At 49.8% G+C, this 18,973-nt stretch carries 17 protein-coding genes; 4 read left to right on the forward strand and 13 right to left on the reverse strand.

Going from position 1 to position 18,973, the window contains the following annotated elements:
- Nucleotides 1-342: 342 nt before the first annotated feature.
- From G451_RS0107190 to G451_RS28170, 8 genes are read right to left on the reverse strand one after another with little or no spacing between them, the layout of a single operon-like run.
- Complete coding sequence (locus G451_RS0107190; RefSeq protein WP_027183713.1) at nt 343-1,089, reverse strand: FeoA domain-containing protein; 747 nt, start codon at nt 1,087-1,089, stop codon at nt 343-345.
- Nucleotides 1,083-3,251 carry a heavy metal translocating P-type ATPase gene (locus G451_RS0107195; RefSeq protein WP_027183714.1) on the reverse strand — a complete coding sequence of 723 codons (2,169 nt, stop codon included), beginning with the start codon at nt 3,249-3,251 and terminating at the stop codon, nt 1,083-1,085. The genes G451_RS0107190 and G451_RS0107195 overlap by 7 nt, the downstream gene beginning before the upstream one ends.
- Nucleotides 3,248-3,472 carry a hypothetical protein gene (locus G451_RS0107200; protein ID WP_027183715.1) on the reverse strand — a complete coding sequence of 75 codons (225 nt, stop codon included), beginning with the start codon at nt 3,470-3,472 and terminating at the stop codon, nt 3,248-3,250. Before G451_RS0107200 ends, G451_RS0107195 begins: the two co-directional genes overlap by 4 nt.
- Complete coding sequence (locus tag G451_RS0107205; protein WP_027183716.1) at nt 3,462-3,803, reverse strand: hypothetical protein; 342 nt, start codon at nt 3,801-3,803, stop codon at nt 3,462-3,464. The genes G451_RS0107200 and G451_RS0107205 overlap by 11 nt, the downstream gene beginning before the upstream one ends.
- 14 nt (nt 3,804-3,817) lie before the next feature.
- Nucleotides 3,818-4,174 carry a magnetosome protein MamC family protein gene (locus tag G451_RS28160; protein WP_034641188.1) on the reverse strand — a complete coding sequence of 119 codons (357 nt, stop codon included), beginning with the start codon at nt 4,172-4,174 and terminating at the stop codon, nt 3,818-3,820.
- Between the two features lie 29 nt (nt 4,175-4,203).
- A complete protein-coding gene (locus tag G451_RS0107215; protein WP_027183717.1) occupies nt 4,204-5,199 on the reverse strand; it encodes a mediator complex subunit 15 domain-containing protein in 996 nt (331 codons plus the stop codon).
- Nucleotides 5,200-5,216: 17 nt separating this feature from the next.
- On the reverse strand, nt 5,217-5,528 hold the full coding sequence (locus G451_RS28165; RefSeq protein ID WP_051261258.1) for a hypothetical protein: 312 nt from the start codon (nt 5,526-5,528) through the stop codon (nt 5,217-5,219).
- Nucleotides 5,525-7,747: a heavy metal translocating P-type ATPase gene (locus G451_RS28170; protein WP_084448428.1), complete on the reverse strand. Its 2,223-nt coding sequence runs from the start codon at nt 7,745-7,747 to the stop codon at nt 5,525-5,527. The genes G451_RS28165 and G451_RS28170 overlap by 4 nt, the downstream gene beginning before the upstream one ends.
- A gap of 334 nt (nt 7,748-8,081) precedes the next feature.
- On the opposite strand from G451_RS28170, the gene G451_RS0107230 reads away from it, so the two are divergent.
- From G451_RS0107230 to G451_RS0107240, 3 genes are all read left to right on the forward strand, one after another.
- Nucleotides 8,082-8,363, forward strand: coding sequence for a hypothetical protein (locus G451_RS0107230; protein WP_027183718.1), 282 nt, complete (start codon nt 8,082-8,084; stop codon nt 8,361-8,363).
- A 155-nt stretch (nt 8,364-8,518) separates the two neighbouring features.
- Nucleotides 8,519-9,436 (forward strand): transposase, encoded by a 918-nt coding sequence (locus G451_RS32425; protein WP_051261259.1) that lies wholly within the window; start codon nt 8,519-8,521, stop codon nt 9,434-9,436.
- 414 nt (nt 9,437-9,850) lie between these two features.
- A complete protein-coding gene (locus tag G451_RS0107240) occupies nt 9,851-10,156 on the forward strand; it encodes an HdeA/HdeB family chaperone (RefSeq protein ID WP_051261260.1) in 306 nt (101 codons plus the stop codon).
- A gap of 110 nt (nt 10,157-10,266) precedes the next feature.
- Here G451_RS0107240 and G451_RS0107245 read toward each other — a convergent pair whose 3' ends face one another.
- The 5 genes from G451_RS0107245 to G451_RS28180 form a co-directional block, all read right to left on the reverse strand.
- Nucleotides 10,267-11,115, reverse strand: a complete 849-nt coding sequence (locus G451_RS0107245) for an aldo/keto reductase (RefSeq protein ID WP_034641190.1) — start codon at nt 11,113-11,115, stop codon at nt 10,267-10,269.
- Between the two features lie 43 nt (nt 11,116-11,158).
- Nucleotides 11,159-12,700 (reverse strand): MFS transporter, encoded by a 1,542-nt coding sequence (locus G451_RS0107250; RefSeq protein WP_027183721.1) that lies wholly within the window; start codon nt 12,698-12,700, stop codon nt 11,159-11,161.
- Nucleotides 12,701-12,844: 144 nt separating this feature from the next.
- Nucleotides 12,845-14,164: a BamA/TamA family outer membrane protein gene (locus tag G451_RS0107255; RefSeq protein WP_027183722.1), complete on the reverse strand. Its 1,320-nt coding sequence runs from the start codon at nt 14,162-14,164 to the stop codon at nt 12,845-12,847.
- 114 nt (nt 14,165-14,278) lie between these two features.
- Entirely contained in the window at nt 14,279-16,543 is a 2,265-nt protein-coding gene (locus G451_RS0107260; protein ID WP_027183723.1) for an FUSC family protein, read from the reverse strand.
- An 8-nt stretch (nt 16,544-16,551) separates the two neighbouring features.
- Nucleotides 16,552-17,574 (reverse strand): HlyD family secretion protein, encoded by a 1,023-nt coding sequence (locus tag G451_RS28180; RefSeq protein WP_051261261.1) that lies wholly within the window; start codon nt 17,572-17,574, stop codon nt 16,552-16,554.
- A 239-nt stretch (nt 17,575-17,813) separates the two neighbouring features.
- Here G451_RS28180 and G451_RS0107270 point away from each other — a divergent pair, with 239 nt between their 5' ends.
- Nucleotides 17,814-18,956 (forward strand): FIST signal transduction protein, encoded by a 1,143-nt coding sequence (locus tag G451_RS0107270; RefSeq protein ID WP_027183724.1) that lies wholly within the window; start codon nt 17,814-17,816, stop codon nt 18,954-18,956.
- Nucleotides 18,957-18,973 lie beyond the last annotated feature (17 nt).

The raw sequence follows: 18,973 nt of genomic DNA on the forward strand, positions 1-18,973 counted from the left end.
GGAAGCGAGACAACCGCGAGAACAATCAGCCTTGATACTTGTTAAGTAAAAACTCTGCTCGACATATTATGCTCCCCCACAGCCAGATATATTTGGGAATGAGCTTCTTTCTACAAGTCGGATAGTTGAGTTGGCACTCTTTATTTACGTTACGCCGATATGGTTCTATACCCACATATATCTATTTTAAGCCACTCCAAATCAGCCCCACTTATAACCGTCTTCAACAAGGCCTCCCTAATTTTATTATCACAACAACAAAATATGATGCCTGTCCCCATTTTTGCCCCGTATAGCTGAGGCTACACACAAAAAAACCGCCGATGTCGGCGGTTCATGATTTTAAGAATCAGATGGTGGTGAGTCATCGACCTGTTGTCGCTGCACGAGTAAATGTTGCGCGTCTTTTTCTTGAAAATAGAGACGTAAACCCTCACCTGTTACACACACGACGGGCTTAAAATGTGAAAAGGCAAGCACCTGACCGGTTGCGACATTTGTGAGTTGCAGAGAAGAGCCCACATGGATTCCGAGCGAAGAGAGCGTATCCGCTCCCCGTTCTCCAGAGAGGATACGGGTAACGCGAAATTCTTCTCCGACTCCAGCTGAACACAATTGGGTAGGACCATGTGATGTTTCTCCCATCACTTTGGATGCCAATCCCTCGCTCAACTGCACAGTTTCTTTCTTTTCGACAATAACCTTGTACATCATCGGCGGAAGGCGACGTATACATGTGATACGATCATTCTCCCTCATCCCCAAATCGCTCAATGCCGACTCCACCCCGCGTTGTCCGGTAATACCTTCGATATGTCCGCTCTCGCCAGAAGAACACTCAAGCAAAGGAAGTCGACGATCATCGTCAAGATGGACAACGATTTTCGCGGCAATGCCTCCACTCAAGACGACATCTCCTTGCGGCCCTTTAACTTTGATCGGACCAACCACAACGGATTCATTCAGCCGCATCAGCGTCGCACCTTCATACAGACCCAAACGTGAAACACGACGCGCTAAATCAGGATGTGTTATCGCACACAAAATGAGGGGAACGCCGATGGAAGCACGATCCAAGGATATCAGCATAAACGCTCCTTACGTGGCAAAAGCCGGGATATAACCGAACGTTTTTCAGACGTATCGGGAAAAGGACGTGATGCCGCCATTGCTGCATATCCAAGAATTCCGATGGTGCTCGCATTATGCAACAAAGCCGATACAACAGGAGAGATCCCGCCAGTAGCCATCAGCATGATCATGGAATTCAATCCGATCGTTGCTCCAAATGTATTGCGAATAATGCGATTCGTTCGAGTCGCCGCTCGTCGTGCCGTGACGAGTGTCTGCAAATTATCTTGCAGAAGCAGAACTTGTGCCGCCTCGCGCGCTAAATCCGCACCATTTGGCATGCAAATGCCAATATGCGCGGTCACAAGTGCAGGGGCATCATTAACGCCATCACCAACAAATGCAGGAGTATGGCCAGCTCGTTTCAGGTCTTCAAGAATACCGGCCTTTTCTTCGGGCAACAGCTCATAGTGGATATCATCAATCTGCGGCAACATATCGGCCAACGCCAACGCCGTGTCTTTGTGATCGCCAGTCAGAACAACCACTTTGTTGATGCCCTCGTTTTTCAATTGATCGAGCACCGCGGCAGCTTCTGGACGTACAGCATCCCGCAAGCCAAGAATGCCTATAAGCTTTTGATCCTGCGCAACATACAGCAAAGCTTTTCCTTCACGCCGTAACGACAGCGCCAAGTCATCCACTTCAGCGCACGGCACGCCTTCGTCTTCGGCAATAAAATGATGGCTCCCGACCAAAACATTCACCCCGTCGATCATCGCCGACACACCATGCGCGACAATAAAATCCACTCTGCTAATCGGCGGCAAATCAAGCTTGCGCTGCTTCGCCTCGCGAACAACGGCACGAGCGACAGGATGATCGTAGTGCTCCTCGGCACCAGCAGCCAGACGCAGCAACTCCACTTCGTCCAAACCATTGCATGGAATCACATCCGTCACTTCAATCTGGCCGGTGGTGAGCGTTCCGGTCTTGTCGAATACGATGGTATCGACGTCCTGCAGGGCGTCCAAAGCGGCAGCACCTTTGAGCAAAACACCGGCGTGCCCGGCCGCATACATGCCTGAACGTACAGCGACAGGACTAGCCAGCTTGACGGCACATGAAAAATCGACCGTCAACACCGATGTCGCACGGTTCATATCGTGCGTTGCGAGCAGAATCAGCCCACTCAAACCCAATGTAATTGGTACGAGTTTGTCCGCGAGTTCCGAACTTTTCGATTGTGTTTTGGATTTCCCTCGAAGGGACTGATCGATGAACCGGTTGATTCTCGCCATGGACGTCTGCGATCCGACACGCTCAACGAGTATCGTAAGCCGCCCCTCTTCAATAATAGAACCGGAAATAACGGAATCTTCCGCTTTTTTATGCACCGGAACCGATTCACCGGAAATTGAACTTTGATTCACGGAGGCTTCGCCGTCGATAACAATTCCATCAATGGGGATACGCTCACCTGATCCGCACACGATGTGATCGCCAGCAACCACATCATTGACAGAAATCTCCAACTCGGTGCCATCACGGATCACCCAGACCGTATCCGTCGCAGGAACAAGCAAACTTTTCAACAATTGCGTAGATCGATATTCGCTTTGGCCTTCAAGATATTGGCCCAGAGAAAGCAAGGTGAGGATAGACCCGGCGGTAAAATACCGACCGCGCAACAATGCCAAAGTAATCGCAGCGGAATCAAGAACTTCCACTTTGAGCCCCTGACTGAATAATGTCTCAACGCCGCGGATAATGGTCCCGAGAGCCAACGTCCATCCAAGAATTGCTCTGGCAGGAAATGGTAAAATCTGCCCAGCGCACGTCAAGAACGCTTTCGCCGCTACATCGGTCACACGAACGGGAGAATCGGCAACACTGGCAGGAGCGTATGCTTCATCAGGGATCCCTTTAAGGTATACGGCAATAGTATGCCAGGTTTCCACTTGCCCATCATACACGATGACAAGTGAACTGCCCGGTATATTGATCCTGGTTGTATCGACGCCGGAAATGGCTTCAAGCAGAGCCTGAAAATACGAAGCATCAAATGCCGGGGCGCCAAGGAGAGGTGATCGAAGGCGAATTCGTCGGGAAATGGCATGGGCCACCCGAAAGTGGCCCACGCGCATCCCGGGCGCCAAAAACGCCGAGGAATTGGTCATGCAATACGTCCTTTGGAGTTCGCGTAAGGTTGATACAGACGCCAATGCCAATAGGAGAATCCCACCAATGCCACTCCGGCGCAAACATGCAGCGTGCGTACTCCGGACTGATTTGTTTGACGGGAGCGAGACAAGAAACCAGTCGCCACAAGCACACCGAGTGAAGCTGCCATACCGACTTTGGCTTGCTCCCGTTGGCGGACAAGCGTGTTATTTGGCATCGTCTTTCATGCTCATTTCAGCTTTGATGTCTTCAATTTGTTCTTTGACTTCTTCAACACCGCCCTGAATAGTCGTCCAGAGCGTCACCGCCCCTTTAACCAAAGAACGTTGGACCGTGGGATTCGTCACCAGATAGGCGACGCCCGCGCCTACGACTAAACCTTTGATGTACCCGGGATCGGTAAAGGCGAACCATCCCTGGGTCCAGGATCCCGAGTTCGGAACCATGGCCGTCCCCGGAGAAGCTCCCCATGCCGTCGCTTGTTGCTGGCCACTCGCATACGCCGATGGGATCTGCTGATAGTACGGATATTGCGGATATTGAGACATAGTATGCGCTCTCCTCAGGAGGAAGTTGTTGTGGATTTCCCGACGTTGACCAAGCCATCATAAAAATATTTCGTTCCAATCCCGACAGCGGTCATGGCGACGAGTGACAACGCACTATTGCGAGACACGACACCAGCAGCGGCGGTACCGGCGGCGGCAGCAAGCCCAGCTCCCACGGATTCTTTCAAAACATGACCAAGAATTTCGCCACGTGTTGTGGATTCTGTCTGTGAATCTCGAATTCCACGTGCAGCAGCGACCATCCCGCCCATCATGGCGCCGACAAGGCCCATCGTTGCGACAGCGCCAACCGGCAATCGAGTTTGTTGATATTGAGAGGGGACATAGGCCGGTGAGGTATACAAAGCCATACGAATTCCTTTTTGTTCGGATGTTCCACTTAGGAAGTGGCGTCTTTCTTTTCCCGCTTGAACAACGACGAAACGCTCTCGGAAACCGCTGACGTGACCGATGTCTGTTTCAGCACAACGGTCAACAACGCTCCGACAATGGCGCCTTTCCAAAAATGCGTGCCGCCCGAGGTCAAAAAGCTTGCAATGGTGGCCGGATCGGCTTTGCCCTGCATAAGGTCATTGCACATGCTGATCATCTGGCTGTACTGGTGGTGCCCTTGCGCCTCCATTCCCGGTGAACCCGCTCCCATGTACATGCTCGGACCTCCGTTACAATGATGGCCTTCTGGTTGCGGCTGCTGTCCCGGTCCGTGCGGCATCCCCTGAGGAAAACCGGGCATGCCGCCAAAACCGGAAGCAGGTTGGTGGCCTGCAAACGGAGGAGTACCCGCTTCCGGTCCCCATCCAGGAGCCATTCCAGGATGGGCGGCAAACGGCATGGCCATGGAGGGACCAAAGGTCATGCCGGGCTGGGGCTGGGCCTGGGGCTGGGGGCCATACCCCGTCTCTCCTTGCTGCGGACCAAAGGAAGGCTGAGGACCATAGCCCCCCTCTGGACCGGAGGGGAAAGCATACCCTGGAAACGGCTGTCCACCATGAGGCATCTGCGCCCCACTGGGGGAGCCCATTCCAGAAAAATTTCCAGCTGCAGATGAGGCTTCAGGATGCTGTCCACAACTGCACCCACCCGAGTCATGATTGGATTCTTGATTGGTGCCTGTCCCTTTATTCGGACCACCATATTCAAATTGTGGTCCAGCCTGAGACATCGTCATTCCGGGATATGGGCCACCGTACATGCCCATTGACGCATGCGGTGGAATCGTTTGCTGCGAGGTCGAACCAGCTTCATACCGCTGTTGTCCAACTTCACGAGCGTCATCGCCTTCCATTCCATGCTTTGTCTCAGGCGCCGATTTGCCAGAGGGATCATTCTGAGGTGGTGTTGTCGTGCACCCGTCGTGGTATGCCGCCTTTTCCATCGGTCTCTCCTTCATGTTCAATTGGTTACGCCGAATAATTTGGCAAAGGTTTTCAAAAGTTTGGTTGTTCGGTCCGGGTCCCTGGTCTCAAGAAACTCCTCGAACTCTCCCGCATGAATTTGCTTGGGGTCGTAATCGATGACCAAAGACCGGGCCATGGAGTTGAGCCGTGTTGCAAGTATGCCTGTACCGCTTGTGTTCCAGTGTTCGAATTCCTTTGCTGCCGGGTGGTTGCGAATTTTGGGATTCAGCCGCAGTCGGATACGCCCCGGGACATGGTGTGCGACCGAAAGCAAATCACGCAGTTCAAGAAGATCGTTTTTTTTCATACTTTTTCATGGGGAAGGGGTTGGGGTGAGACATCCAGAACGATGTTCTCACCATCATGAGACTCAGATAAACGGTCAGGCAAAGCGAGTCGTGACGAATTTGCCACCACGCCCAACGTATGGACGATATGCAACATGCCTGCGGCGACGGGTGAAAGGAACCCCAGCGCACCGGCTAGTGCACCGCCAATATTGGTGGATGTGGCAATCCAGAAGTTTTGTCGTGCAACTCGAAGCGTACGCTGACTCAGATCACGCACATAAAGAATATCGGCAAGATCATCACGCACCAAAGCAATGTCAGCCGCCTCAATGGCGACATCGGCACCGCCTGCACTCATGGCAATGCCGATATCAGCCTCGGCAAGAGCCAAAGCATCATTGATACCGTCCCCCACCATGATGACACGACGGCCCTCCTGACGAAGTTTCTCAACAATCTCGCCTTTTTCTTCAGGCAACACACTGTGGAAACATTCCGTAATCTCGAGTTCTCGACATAAATCACGAGCCGTATTTTCAGCATCACCGGTGACAAGCGCCACCTGCGAAATTCCAGATTCAAGAAGTGTTGCAACGGTATGTTTGGCATCGTGCCGGAGTGCATTAGCGAATGCCAAGATCGCCAACACCTCTTCATTCTTGGCGAGATAGATGACGGTCAGTCCACGTTTCATAAGCGGCTCAACCTCGGACTGCACATGCAGAGTGTTGATGCCAGCATCGTCAAAATAGGTGCGATTCCCCAAGCGAATGACATCGTTACCGATCACCGCCCGCACGCCTTTCCCTAAGGTGAAATCACAGACCACATGCGAAAAAGGATCAATTTCCCTGGACTGCGCTTCAGCCTTAATCGCCTGCGCCAACGGATGGTGATTGTGCATTTCTGCTGAATAGGCCCACTGCAGAAGCTCATCTTCCTCAAGGTTGGATAAATTCACGATGGCTTCGATGCGTGGTTGATTGGAGGTCAGAGTACCGGTCTTGTCGAAGCAAACAACGTCCGCCTTGCCGACATCTTCCAGATATCGCCCACCTTTTATGAGAATACCGCGCCTGGCTGCGGCCGACATCGCCGCGCTGATCGCTGTTTGTGCAGAAAGGACCGTAGCGCAAGGACATGCCATGACAAGCATGACGGTAAAGGCTCTCCACGGATTCATCGTCAACAGAAAAGTCGCGACAGTCCCCACTAGTCCCATTTTGACAAGAGAACGAGCAAGTACATCGCCTACTGACTCAATTGGTGCCTTGTTCTCCAACGAATCTTCCACTTGGCGCATAATGCGCGCCAAATAGGTGCTATCGCCTACACACTCGACGCGAACATGAATAATGCCGCTTTGCACGTACGCTCCAGCAAAAACAGTATCACCGGTTTTCACATGAGCAGGCTCGGCACGGCCGGTGATGGGAGAATCGTCAATGAGTGCTTCCCCAGAAATCACGACGCCATCGACTGATATTTTTTCACCGGTATGCAGCACGGCAATATCACGAGGTTTCACCGCACTGACCGGTACTTCCACTTCAACATCGCCGGCAATGATAAATGTATTTTTAGCCGTGATATCAAGAATATCAGCAATGGAACGGCGAGATCGCTCGGCGACCCACGCTTTTAAAGTTTCTGCACCACTATGCACCCAAAGAATCTCAAGTGCAGTCAACGCCTGTCCAGAGAGTGACGCGGCCGCACAACCTGCAGCAAGGAATCCTTCCAACGTAAAGCGCTTTTCTTTGGCGTGATGGATCGAATCTCGAAATAATGGCAGGGAAGCCGCAAGCGTAATAATCCCAAGAGGGGAAAACGCAGACTCAACAACAGCAGCCTTCACAACAACATTCCTGACGGCAACAAATACCAAGACACCAGACAATCCAAGGAATCGTAATAATTGCCTCCCGACACGCGACGACTCGCGACGAACAGGTCTGCACGAACAGGATGTTGTCGAAAGACTCCTGCAGGAATAATTCTTTACGGCTGTATCCATCATGGGAAATGACGAAAGGACACTCACCAACCTGGCGGAGTCGGTCTTCTTCTTGTCATAATGGAGAACAATCGCGCCGCAACCCAAGTTCGTTCGTACGTGGGAAACGTCAGGCAACGAACTACACAGTTGACCAAACTCACCGGTCATACGCCGTGGCGACACATGAAGACGAAGACGACCAGGAATGTTGTGCCGGATATGGAGATATACAGGCATAAGGCTCCAAGTGTATTAAAAAACTGACGAATACATTTTCATTCGTTGACGAATAGAGAAATTGAACGGCCGAATGAACCACACTCGGCAAACAGCTCCGCCGTTCATGAGTTCGCTCTCTACAGAAATTGATAATCATAATCAATATCAAAAATAAAAAAAGTTCTTTCCATTTCCGAAAATACGTCTTCCAGACAGAGAAACTCCAAAGTAGGGGACAGGTAAATAATTATTCCCAGTGCAGAATAATGCTTGACCAATAAACACATCACTTTGATATATTTATATAATCTCACGATTCAATACAAAGAGAGCAAAACAGGAGTCCACCCGAATGAAATTTTACGCCACCGTTCTTTTGACGTTGACATTTCTCCTCACGACGAACGTCCTCTCCTTTGCTGAAGAATCGCAAATTGTAGACATGATGAATGAGCAAAAGGAACATCTCGGCTTGATCATCATGTGGGCGGAAGGTTACATAAGCTGTGCCACCAACGACTTAACACTCGATGAAGGATGGGTCACCGAACTCACACAAACCATTGTCAATTCCTGCGCGGGCCATTCGGAAGTACGTATTTTGGATATCGTCCAAGAAATCATCAACGAATAACAAGTCTATCAATATTCTTCTCCATTGTTTGTCAGCCCATAGAATAATTTAGTAATTGGGGACAGGTAAAATATGTTGACGTTTCTCAATACCCCGCGTTAACGAAGGGACGAAGTGTGTTTGCCACTCTAATAATTGTTCCTAAAGAGATCATCATGCCCCGTATCCCGCGCCTTCTCCTTGAGGACCGTCCCTCTGTGTATCATGTCATGTCACGCACCGCACTTGATGGATATCCGTTCGACGATGCCTGTAAGGAAATGCTGTTGACCTTCATCAGACAATTTTCTGCCATCTATTTCTGCGAAATCTTGGGCTTTGCCATTATGGGGAACCATTTTCACCTGCTGGTACGGATGACTCCGAGCAACGCCGTCACCGATAGCGACATCCTCATGCGTTTCCATCAACGCTACGGCCAGGATGCACTTTGTCCTCCAGTACAATTGGAAAAACTTCGGAGTAAGTGGACAAGCCTGTCTGAATTGATGCGTGAACTGAAGCAAAGTTTCTCACGCTATTACAACAAACGCTATGGTCGACGCGGAACATTGTGGGGAGAACGCTTCAAAAGTGTACTCGTCGAAAACGGACGCACTCTCATCAACTGTTTGGCATACATTGATCTCAATCCTGTCCGAGCAGGCTTGGTTCGTCGCCCAGAGGATTACCGTTGGTGCTCTCTTGGCCACCATGTCCAGTCAGGCAACCGCGATGATCTCCTGAGTCTCGACTTCGGCTTGGTGGAATGGGATATTGAAAGTACACGCGAACGCCTTCGCTTGTATCGACAGTTTCTCTATGAAACCGGCGCATTGACTTCCTCCCAAGGAAAGCCACTCTCCTCTGAGATCGTTGCAACTGCTCGCCAACAAAACTATGAATATACACTGGCACAACGGTTTTTATGGCGTACACGCTGGTTCAGCGAGGCCGGTATTCTCGGTTCAAAATCATTTGTCTCCTCTATTGCTCAACACCTCGGCCTGCCAGGAGCAGAGAAACGTTCTCCCAAACGCATCTCGGGGCTTGATACCTATTCTCTGAAACGATTAAGTGAGCTTACTCCTTGAAGAGAATCTTCCGTCTTTCTATATCATGGTTAATATTCCACCCTCTTTGCTCTCATAAGAACGTCCACGACGTTCTTTGAATTTATCGCAGCATGAACATACTTTGTAGTATTTATCATTGTGCATTTCCGTTCTCCTCATGATAGCGCACCGCACATCGAACGCATCAAATCCCCCTTTATTCGATACCTCATCGCTGCTTTTGATGTACATACCCAATGCTTACAGAAACATGTTCCTCAGGTCTTCGCCTCACTCTTTCGATGTAAGCAAAGCAAGAGAACATAATTCACCTGTCCCTTTTTTCTTTTATTGCTCTCTCCAATTATTCTTGACCAAAATTCAAATCTCGCTGATATGAAGATATACAAATAATTTCTTTAGCAGCATGACTTGTAACCGGAGGTTGATGACGTGAAGCGCTTTGGCATTCTTCTTTCTGCTCTGTTGTGTCTCGTCTTTCTCAGTAGCCCTTCGTATGCCAAGAAAGGTCAGGGTGTCGACATGGGAGAATATACATGTGGAGACCTTATGAAAGAACGTCCGGAAGACGTTGGTCTTGTCCTCATGTGGGTTGATGGGTATATCAGTAACGAAACGGGTGACCTGACACTTGATGAAGAATGGATCATGGAGCTAGCCCAAAATATCGGTGAAGCATGTGCTGGACAGCCTGACGTCTATCTCATCGATGTTGTTGAAAAGATAACAGACGAGTAAAGCATTCTCCATTAAACGAGACACTGTTCTTATATCAAACTCTCTATTGTACTCGACAAAAAGCGCGCAACCTGAGTGAGGTTGCGCGCTTTTTACTGCGTTGTTCGTTGCTAGAATTCTTCGTAGGTAGCAGGGTCTTGTCCCTGCAGACGACCATCGGGATGAGCGAGCGTCGCCATGATTGCCATGTCTTCCGATGTCAGTTCAAAATCAAATACTGACAGATTTTCCATCTGCCGTTCTCGCGTAGAAGCTTTGGGTATGGCAACAGCCCCAAGCTGTACATGCCACCGCAAGATTACTTGCGGAATGGTTTTACCGAGTCGATCGGCAATCGGCTGAATGACCGGATCCTGAAGGACCTGGTTAGCACGGCCCAGCGGGCTCCAAGACTGCGTGACAATTTGCTGTTCAGCATCCCAAGCTCGTTGCTCGGTCTGCGAGAAATAGGGGTGCAATTCCACTTGATTGACGCTGGGCTTTACCCCTGTTTCTTTTATAAGCGTCTGAATATGTTCGGGAAGGAAATTGCAAACCCCGATCGAACGCAGAAGCCCCCTTTTTTTCGCTTCAATAAGTGCTTGCCAGGCTTCAACGTACAACCCTTGATTCGGATTTGGCCAATGAATGAGATACAAATCATAATAATCAAGTTGCGCACGGTAGAGCGACTCTTCAACCGTCTCAATCGCAGCATTGAACTGCTGATGTCGTCCGGGCAATTTGGATGTGATTCGCAAAGCGTCCCGTTTGACTCCGGCTCGACGGACAGCCTCGCCCACAGAGCCTTCATTTTCATAATTGAAGGCGGAATCAAGTAATCGGTATCCGATTTCAAGCGCACGCACCATTGCCTCAACGCCGACCGCACCCTTTAGTTTATACGTTCCAAACCCGATGGCTGGTATCGAAGTTCCATCATTGAGTTCAATATTCGGGACATGAATTGCTGGTGTCATTGGTGTCGGCTCCTTCATTTAGGGGGAAGTAGATCTTTCCCGGCTACTGCGGTTGACAGGACTCGTCAAGCGATGCCGATTTGTCCAATAGAACAGACTCGTCACAATGAACACTTTCAAGGCTGATGCCCTTTGTCTCGATACCAAAACGCCATGTGATAAGCGCACCTAAGAGCGATGCTCCAATCAGTACATACAGCAGCGCTATTTTCCCAAAATCCTTCAAGAGAATGGGGAATAAAAACGCCGTGAGTACCGCGCCGATCTTGGCAAACGATGCAGCGAACCCGGCTCCTTTTCCTCGAATATGCGTCGGAAACACCTCACCAGCCAAGAGATATGTCATCGAGTTGGGGCCGAGATTCGTCATGAAGTTGAACAGCATAAATCCCGAGAAAATATAAATAATGCCTCGTTCGCCGGGTGCGCCAACCGAAAGTGACGCGAGAAAGAGGCCCGCCGCGCATCCGATAAATCCTATAATCTGCAAACGAATGCGACCGATTCTATCGACAAGTAACACCGCAAACACAATACCGACAAACAGCAATACGTCGATAAAAGCAGCCCCCTTGGCGGCGAGCATATCATTGGCAATGATGTCCATAAGATTATGAGCATATTTGTGCTCCGCACCGATGACCGAGGCAAGAATGGTCGGCGTAAAAATACCGATACCGTACGTTCCTAAATCTTGAAGAAACCATGGCACTGAAGCGAGAATTGTGGCCCGACGATACTTTTTGGAGAACAGCATGCCATAATGCGTCTTTTCTTCTTCAACCGAGCGAGTTTCTCCATTGGATCGTGGATCAATCAGTTTAATTTCAGATGGATAGGGAGGCTGGCGTTCCAAGAGGCGCCGGGTTTCACGTTCTGCATCGGCAATACGCCCACGCCAAACAAGCCAATGCCCGCTGTCGGGAATATAAAATCGTCCCACGATCACCAAGATAGCTGGGAGAATGGCCGTTGCATACATCATACGCCATGCCGACAACTCCGGATTTTTATATAAAATCACGTACCCCACTGCCGTTCCGACCATGGCTCCAAGAGCCTGAAATCCAAATGCACTCAGTACAAGCCGCCCTCTCCCCGTACTTGGAATGCTCTCCGATATGACCATATGCGCTGTAGGATAATCACATCCCAACGCCATTCCCATCCCAAAAAGAAATACAAGAAGCCAGCTATATGTCGGACTGAAAACAAGGCATGCCAGACAAATGACAAAGAGAATCATCTCAACAATAAACATGAGTTTTCGACCGTACCGATCCGACAACCATCCAAGAACTGTCGCACCGATCAGAATGCCAAAAAGCGGAGCCGCACCAACAGCGCCTTTTTCCGTAGGCCCCAGTTCGAACTCTTTGACGATAAGTGGTAGAGCCACCCCTGTCATGAACACGACAAGTCCTTCAAAGAATTTGCCGGCCGTTGCCAGTGTCCAGATACGCCATTGCATTTTCGTCATAGGAGCCGAAGGCACCGGGGTGCCGTCAGGCCAGTGTGGCGTTTCGTCAATGTATTCCTGCACTGTTCGACCGGAAGAAGATGAAGAAGAATTCGAAGTGCTCATAAGTCAATTCTCTCCGAAATAAACGTGAAGTTTGCCATGAGAGTACGCAAGGTCTTTCAGTCTGCCCCCAAGCTCTCGCAGAATCGAATGCAAAGTCATTGCAAAATCATTTATAATGGATCTATTCCGCACACCATGTGCTTCCTAAAACGTCTGCCCGATCATAGCCCACATTCCCCAAGAATCCGGGGCGGCTGCCACATCGACGCGTACCACAGCTTTTTCGATCATAAACCGCAGTCCGATACCGGCATCGAACTTGAGATCATCATGCAAATCAACAACCGACCAGTTACGCGCCACGTTGCCCGCCTCAACAAACAACACGGGTTGCCACCAATCCACAGTAACGAGGTTTATGAGCGGAATTTTCGAAAAAGGATTCCATTCAGGGATAATCCTCCACTCTGCGCAATAATAAATTGATGCTCGGTCATTATACCGAAAATCAGGATAAGCCCGCATGCGTTTTTTTCCACCCAGAGTTGCTCCCATGTATTCAGGAGGCCGATGAGAGAATGTCTTGCCGCCGGAGACAAGACGCTCTTCCCATGTGAGGGAGTAGGCCGACCAGGCTGTCAATGCTAGAACATTTTGGCGTAATCCCGTCATCTCGCCGAGATTAAAATACCGATTTACTTCCCCTTCTATAGCCGTCCACGAGCCGGAAGAATCAAACAAACCGAAATCACGGCTGAGAGCAAACCGTTGCAAACTGCCGGTCGACGGGCTCGGTTTGAAATCGGTATTGTCGTACACGAGTGCCACTTCCAATCCATTAGTATTGTTCGTTGTAACACCTTTAGGAAGTTCGAAGGTACGCGCACGATAGAATGGCTTGAGCTCAATGGTAGTTTTTCCCGTTTCCAACGGATTCCATGACTCGCCGCCGGACGCCCCTGATTTCAGTAAACCATTCTGCGTAATGTATTCGCTGACGATATGATCTTTTCCATGACCCAATGGGAGAACGTACTGCAATCGCAATTCGCCCCAATTGTCCCAACCACTGCTTTTCACATAATCTTGTACGGAGGATGTGCTTGTTCCAGCTTTGCCGACCAACGTGCCCGGAGGAGAGAGCTGATAGGAACGTTGCTCCTTATAATGGCCAACCGAGGCATTTACATCGAAGAATAATCGATCAAGAAACGGTATTCGGAAATCATTCAGGAGCAAATAGGCAGCATACGAATTGTTTGATGATCCCAAAACGGCAACGGCCAAACTGCTTTGCCGTTGAAAATACCCGGACATTCCTCCAGCCACACCGTAGGCAACGTCAAGTGAATCGGAATGAAAGGCATACGGCAGAGCCAATGCGCGCCCCGACTTTTCTGGCTCACCATCTTCATGAATCATATATTGGCTCATTGCCGTAGTGGGGACAATGCATACAACAAACATCACGATGATGCCCCAAAAACAGGAGCCCCAACTCCCGTTATCCTTTCTCCCTGCCATACGTTTCCCTCCTCTCGCTCTTATCTCCAATACAATGCAACGCATTCGGTTCTCTTTACGGCTTACGAAGAAATACAGGTGGAATCAACTCATCATAGAATACGCTCCGAAGTGTTATGAAGTCGATGCTTGTCCAGTCTCCACAACACTATTGAACGTATGCTCGTCAAAGTCTGATTGTTCTAAAGATTGCTGAGAGGCGCATCGCCTGGTCATTCGAACCGACGCACGTCCCAGGGCTCTTGCCGCCACAAGTAAACGTGTCGCGGAAAGAAGACGACCTGGCTCATCACACGCTTCAGCGTCTTTCATCAACTGACGCAAAACACGATCCGTATGCAGGCAAGCTCGTGTGAGGACAACGCAGGCATCGCTCGGAGCATCATACAAACGCATTCCTTTCCCGAGTTCGACAAATACTTCAATGACGTCCTGTCGAGCAGAACCGAATCCATCCCATGCCGTATCCTGAAATGCCATGTCGAAAATGGTTTTAAAACAGGTTGCACCAATCACATATACGGCCAATCGCTCATGAACATCATCGAGCTCAGTTTGCCTGAAGTCACGCATTTGCTTGAGGCCTGCCACTGCCTTTTTTGCGTGAGCAAGCGTCGCTTTGAGTTCACGGAGCACGGATTGCGCTACATCAGGAGACACTCCTCGCTCTGGGTTCTCCAACCGCAATGCAGTCATTTCACACAGACGGCGCAAGCACTCCGCGCAATGATCAAGGTGACCAGCAAGGTGGACAGCCAACGTATCATGCCAAAACAAGACGCGTACGATGGCAAGCAATACTGTCCCCAACACATAGGCAAACGGTATGGACAACAGCATACCAAGCTTGCCCTGAAGTGGGGCATTATCCCCAACCAGCATGATGACAATGGCACCGAATGCCAAACTGAAATTGAAACACGCTGGACTGCCACACTTGATGTAATTGGCCAACCATACCAATCCGGTCAGAACAAGAAGCCAGGGAACAAAGAAAAAAAGCGCTCCAGACCAGAGACTCACGGTTACAGCAAGAACGGCACAAACGGCACCAGCGGAGAGATGAATACCACGGACCTCTCGAATATCAGGAGATAAAATAAAAACGACATTAACCAAGGTGACAACAGCTACCGGCGAGGGGATATCCCATTGAAAAACAAACAGCACAACGAAGATATTCAAAAAAATCGTATCCACAATGACCCGAGACAATATGTCGGGGTCGGGCTTGGGTTCACAGTTCGGATGCGGAGCGAGTGCGGAAACACCCGGAAACGGCACCACGAACCACGCAGAAATATCTTCGAGTGTTCGTATCAATTCTTGCAAAGCCACCGCCTTATGCAGGCTCGTTCGAGACATCTCTAAGCTTGGAATGTGCTTTACGAAATGTTGATGAACCGCTTCTACGGTGTCACCCAGATCAATGCAGTCTGCTTCTGCTCTATTGCGCAGTACAGGCTCGAATCCATGATCAAACAACGCGACCATATCTTCACCAAGACGTACAAGCGCCACTTTCATGGAATCAATGTGCTGCCTCATTTCCGCCGAATACTTCTCTCCATCCAAGGGAACACGAAGCCCAAGTTCGGCAAGTTGACGTGCCAATCGTTTTGCTTGATCAAGACCAAACAAACCGGCCTGCAGCTCACGGCGGCCGAATTGACCAGTAATCCGCGCATCTTCATGAAACGCTTCCGCCTTTGTCCTGCTCTGGTCAATCGATACCGCAAGACGACGAATAGCTTCATGGTCGGGTTTTCCTTCCGCGATGCCTTCCAGCACAAGTTCAACCAAAGAAGCGGCATCGCTCCACGTATCACGACTCAAATCGAGCAATCGTCGACCGGCATTTCCCGGAAACACAAGGATGGCGAATATCGATGCAATCACAACTCCGAGGGTCGTCTCAGCAATTCTGTACCATGCATACGTATAAGCCGTCTCAGGATGAAACAGACCAATGCCTAAAATAATATAACTGGTGATGGAAAACATGATGTAACTATAGGCATTGCGTAGCGCATACGCAGAGGCAACAACAATAATTGTCGAAAGCATTGCGTAGGATAACAGGAGGTTGGGCCAGCTATACGCGCCGAATTGACAGAGCAGCAATCCGGCAATGGCTCCAAAGAGTGTCCCCGTCACTCTATCGACGGACTTACGTAACGTGAACCCGATACCAGGTGTACTCACGAAAAACGCGCCGAACCCTGCCCAATACGGATTGGGGAGACCGAGCGCCATGGCACAGAGAAGAGTGAGAACAGTCGCGGCGGTTGATCGAACGGCAAAACGAGACGCCACCGTGTCACTGCGAAACGCGGCAAACATTCCAACCACGTCGTGACGAAGGTTGGAAAGTGCCATGCTGATGTTCATTGCGAAACCGAATGCGAAGTGTTAGCGGGAACCGGGTGTTGTGTGGCGCTATACATAACCAGTGTTCGGGCATCAGCTCCCATGTGAAGTCGTACTGATGCAGGAACGTCGACAAGACGAATGCGCACAGGCAGCCTTTTGGGCAAACGAATCCAGTCGATAGTTGGATCGACATATGGAAGAAGTTTCGGTTTGCTGAGGCTCCGAGAAATCCCTCGTCCAATGCCTTCCACAACGCCGGAAAAGAGCTGCCACGGATGCCCGTCGAGATAGACAACAACCTTTTGTCCCGGCTCCATGTGTCGCACAAGGTATTCACGGTAATTTGACACGACGCGCCAGGCCGAGTCATCGACAATGCCAACCACAGCCTGACCGGCTTTGACGTAATCCCCTGGTCTTATGCGTAATGCATTGACAAACCCGGCTACTGAAGCACACACGGTGGTATGATCACGGTAATAGACAGCCAAGTCGTAGGCCGCCTGGGCCACCGCGACAAGATCGGCCTGAACCGTCAAAGCGGCCTCGGCCGTAACCAGTTCGGAAGTCGCCGCTTCAAGTTCATCGGACGCAGTTTTGAACAATTCGTTTTTCGTATCGAACTCTTCCTGGCTAATCGCCTGTTTCTCGATGAGATCGGAAAAACGAGCATGCGTTTTTCTGGCCAGGTCAAGTGCATCCAACTTTTCTTTTTTTCGTGAGACCGCCGTTGCATAACTACTTTTCAACAACGCGAGTTGTGCGGAAGATTCGGACAAGGCACTTTTCGCTTGAAGTACCTTGAGCTCATAAGGCTTGGGGTCAATAGCATAGAGAGCATCGCCGATGTTGACGGCCTGATTATCTTGCACATACACGGCGATGATCGGTCCATCAACGAGCGGAGCGGCACCAATCAGATCAGAATCTACATAGGCATCATCGCTATACACCATGAAATATGTCGACGCCCAGTAGATGACGAAAAGGAGAAACAACACCGATAAAAGAAGGAGCAATACTCGACGTCCATTCATGACAATCCGCTTTCGGTGAATATGTTCATTGGACAAATTGCCGAAAAGTCATTTGAATAGTGACCCAAATCTTATTTATGCTTACTGTGAATACATCTCCAGTCAAGCAGAATGCAGTGGTAAAAAACAATCTTCCGACGTTGAAATTTGCCTTACAATCTTTTCTGAGAGCAGGATGATTTTTATATTTTTTTCTTGTAACATTGGTACACTATTGATTCCTGTGTCAGGAGAGTACGATGCATATTTGCACTGAACAGTCTGGGCAATTTGACGCATTTGCGTACTTGGTCAAACAAGTCGAAGCACGTAATGATGTTGCAACCGTGCTGCTTCTTGTCTGTGAAGAAAACAACTTTTCCAGTTGTGATATCAATGCCCTCCTGACCTCCCTTAACAAACCGGTTTTAGGTGGCATCTTTCCGGCGCTCATCTCTGGAAATGCACTGATGTATCGTGGCGCCATTGTCGCCGGCATGAAAAAACGCGCCAAAATCCATATTCTTACCGGTCTCAGTGAGGAACACAAAGACTTTGAATCAGCACTTGATTCCATGGTCACGGAAAATATAACGGCTCCGACGGTTTTTCTTCTTGTTGATGGCATGGCCAGCCGTCTGTCGGCCTTTGTGGACGCGCTCTACACAATTTTCGGCCTTACTATAAACTATATTGGAGGAGGAGCCGGTTCCAGCCGATTTGTCTCGTGCGATTGTATTTTGACCAATCAAGGCGTGTTATCCGATACAGCTCTCATTGCGGAATTCGATATGCCAAGTTGTATCGGTGTTCGGCATGGTTTTTTGCCGGTTGATGGCCCCTTCAAGGTGACTGAAGCGGACCATACCGTTGTGACCTCTCTTAACTGGAAGCCGGCCACCCAACTCTATAACGAAACTATTGCGAACCATATCGGATGTTCTGTCGAAGCAACGCCTCTCGATCAAACGTTCAAGTCCTACCCTCTTGGCATTGACCGACTCACAGGGGAACGTATCGTCCGCGACCCTGTTTGTTTACGCGACGACGGCTCCATGGTTTTTATTGGAGAGGTCCCCGAAGGTTCATACGTCGACATCCTCCATGGAGATAAAACGTCGCTCATCGCCGCCGCAACCATGGCCAAAGACGATTGCCTCAAAAGTCTGGCCGAACGAGAAACGAAAGGATTATCTACTGAGACAGTGGATTGGTTCTTCATGGACTGCATTTCGCGAGTGAATATCCTGCGTGAGGATTTTACGAAGGAACTCGACGCCGTTTTTTCACCGGAAATGCGCCTTGTCGGCGCGCTCACGATTGGAGAAATTGCAAATAGTGGCCGAGACTACCTTGAACTCTACAACAAAACAGCCGTATTGGCTGCCCTTATAAACGCATGAGCTTGCTTCTTCTCGAA

Origin of the sequence: Desulfovibrio inopinatus DSM 10711 (genome assembly GCF_000429305.1) — a bacterium.
In the GTDB taxonomy this organism is placed as follows: domain Bacteria; phylum Desulfobacterota; class Desulfovibrionia; order Desulfovibrionales; family Desulfovibrionaceae; genus Alteridesulfovibrio; species Alteridesulfovibrio inopinatus.

Bases quoted from the DNA above. Each gene is read 5' to 3' on its own strand.
- G451_RS28160 (WP_034641188.1), bottom strand. From the start codon at position 4,174: ATGGCTTTGTATACCTCACCGGCCTATGTCCCCTCTCAATATCAACAA.
- G451_RS0107215 (WP_027183717.1), bottom strand. From the start codon at position 5,199: ATGGAAAAGGCGGCATACCACGACGGGTGCACGACAACACCACCTCAG.
- G451_RS28170 (WP_084448428.1), bottom strand. From the start codon at position 7,747: ATGCCTGTATATCTCCATATCCGGCACAACATTCCTGGTCGTCTTCGT.
- G451_RS0107245 (WP_034641190.1), bottom strand. From the start codon at position 11,115: ATGACACCAGCAATTCATGTCCCGAATATTGAACTCAATGATGGAACT.
- G451_RS0107195 (WP_027183714.1), bottom strand. From the start codon at position 3,251: ATGACCAATTCCTCGGCGTTTTTGGCGCCCGGGATGCGCGTGGGCCAC.
- G451_RS28180 (WP_051261261.1), bottom strand. From the start codon at position 17,574: ATGAATGGACGTCGAGTATTGCTCCTTCTTTTATCGGTGTTGTTTCTC.
- G451_RS0107260 (WP_027183723.1), bottom strand. From the start codon at position 16,543: ATGGCACTTTCCAACCTTCGTCACGACGTGGTTGGAATGTTTGCCGCG.
- G451_RS32425 (WP_051261259.1), top strand. From the start codon at position 8,519: ATGCCCCGTATCCCGCGCCTTCTCCTTGAGGACCGTCCCTCTGTGTAT.
- G451_RS0107270 (WP_027183724.1), top strand. From the start codon at position 17,814: ATGCATATTTGCACTGAACAGTCTGGGCAATTTGACGCATTTGCGTAC.
- G451_RS0107255 (WP_027183722.1), bottom strand. From the start codon at position 14,164: ATGGCAGGGAGAAAGGATAACGGGAGTTGGGGCTCCTGTTTTTGGGGC.
- G451_RS0107230 (WP_027183718.1), top strand. From the start codon at position 8,082: ATGAAATTTTACGCCACCGTTCTTTTGACGTTGACATTTCTCCTCACG.
- G451_RS0107200 (WP_027183715.1), bottom strand. From the start codon at position 3,472: ATGCCAAATAACACGCTTGTCCGCCAACGGGAGCAAGCCAAAGTCGGT.
- G451_RS0107190 (WP_027183713.1), bottom strand. From the start codon at position 1,089: ATGCTGATATCCTTGGATCGTGCTTCCATCGGCGTTCCCCTCATTTTG.
- G451_RS0107205 (WP_027183716.1), bottom strand. From the start codon at position 3,803: ATGTCTCAATATCCGCAATATCCGTACTATCAGCAGATCCCATCGGCG.
- G451_RS28165 (WP_051261258.1), bottom strand. From the start codon at position 5,528: ATGAAAAAAAACGATCTTCTTGAACTGCGTGATTTGCTTTCGGTCGCA.
- G451_RS0107250 (WP_027183721.1), bottom strand. From the start codon at position 12,700: ATGAGCACTTCGAATTCTTCTTCATCTTCTTCCGGTCGAACAGTGCAG.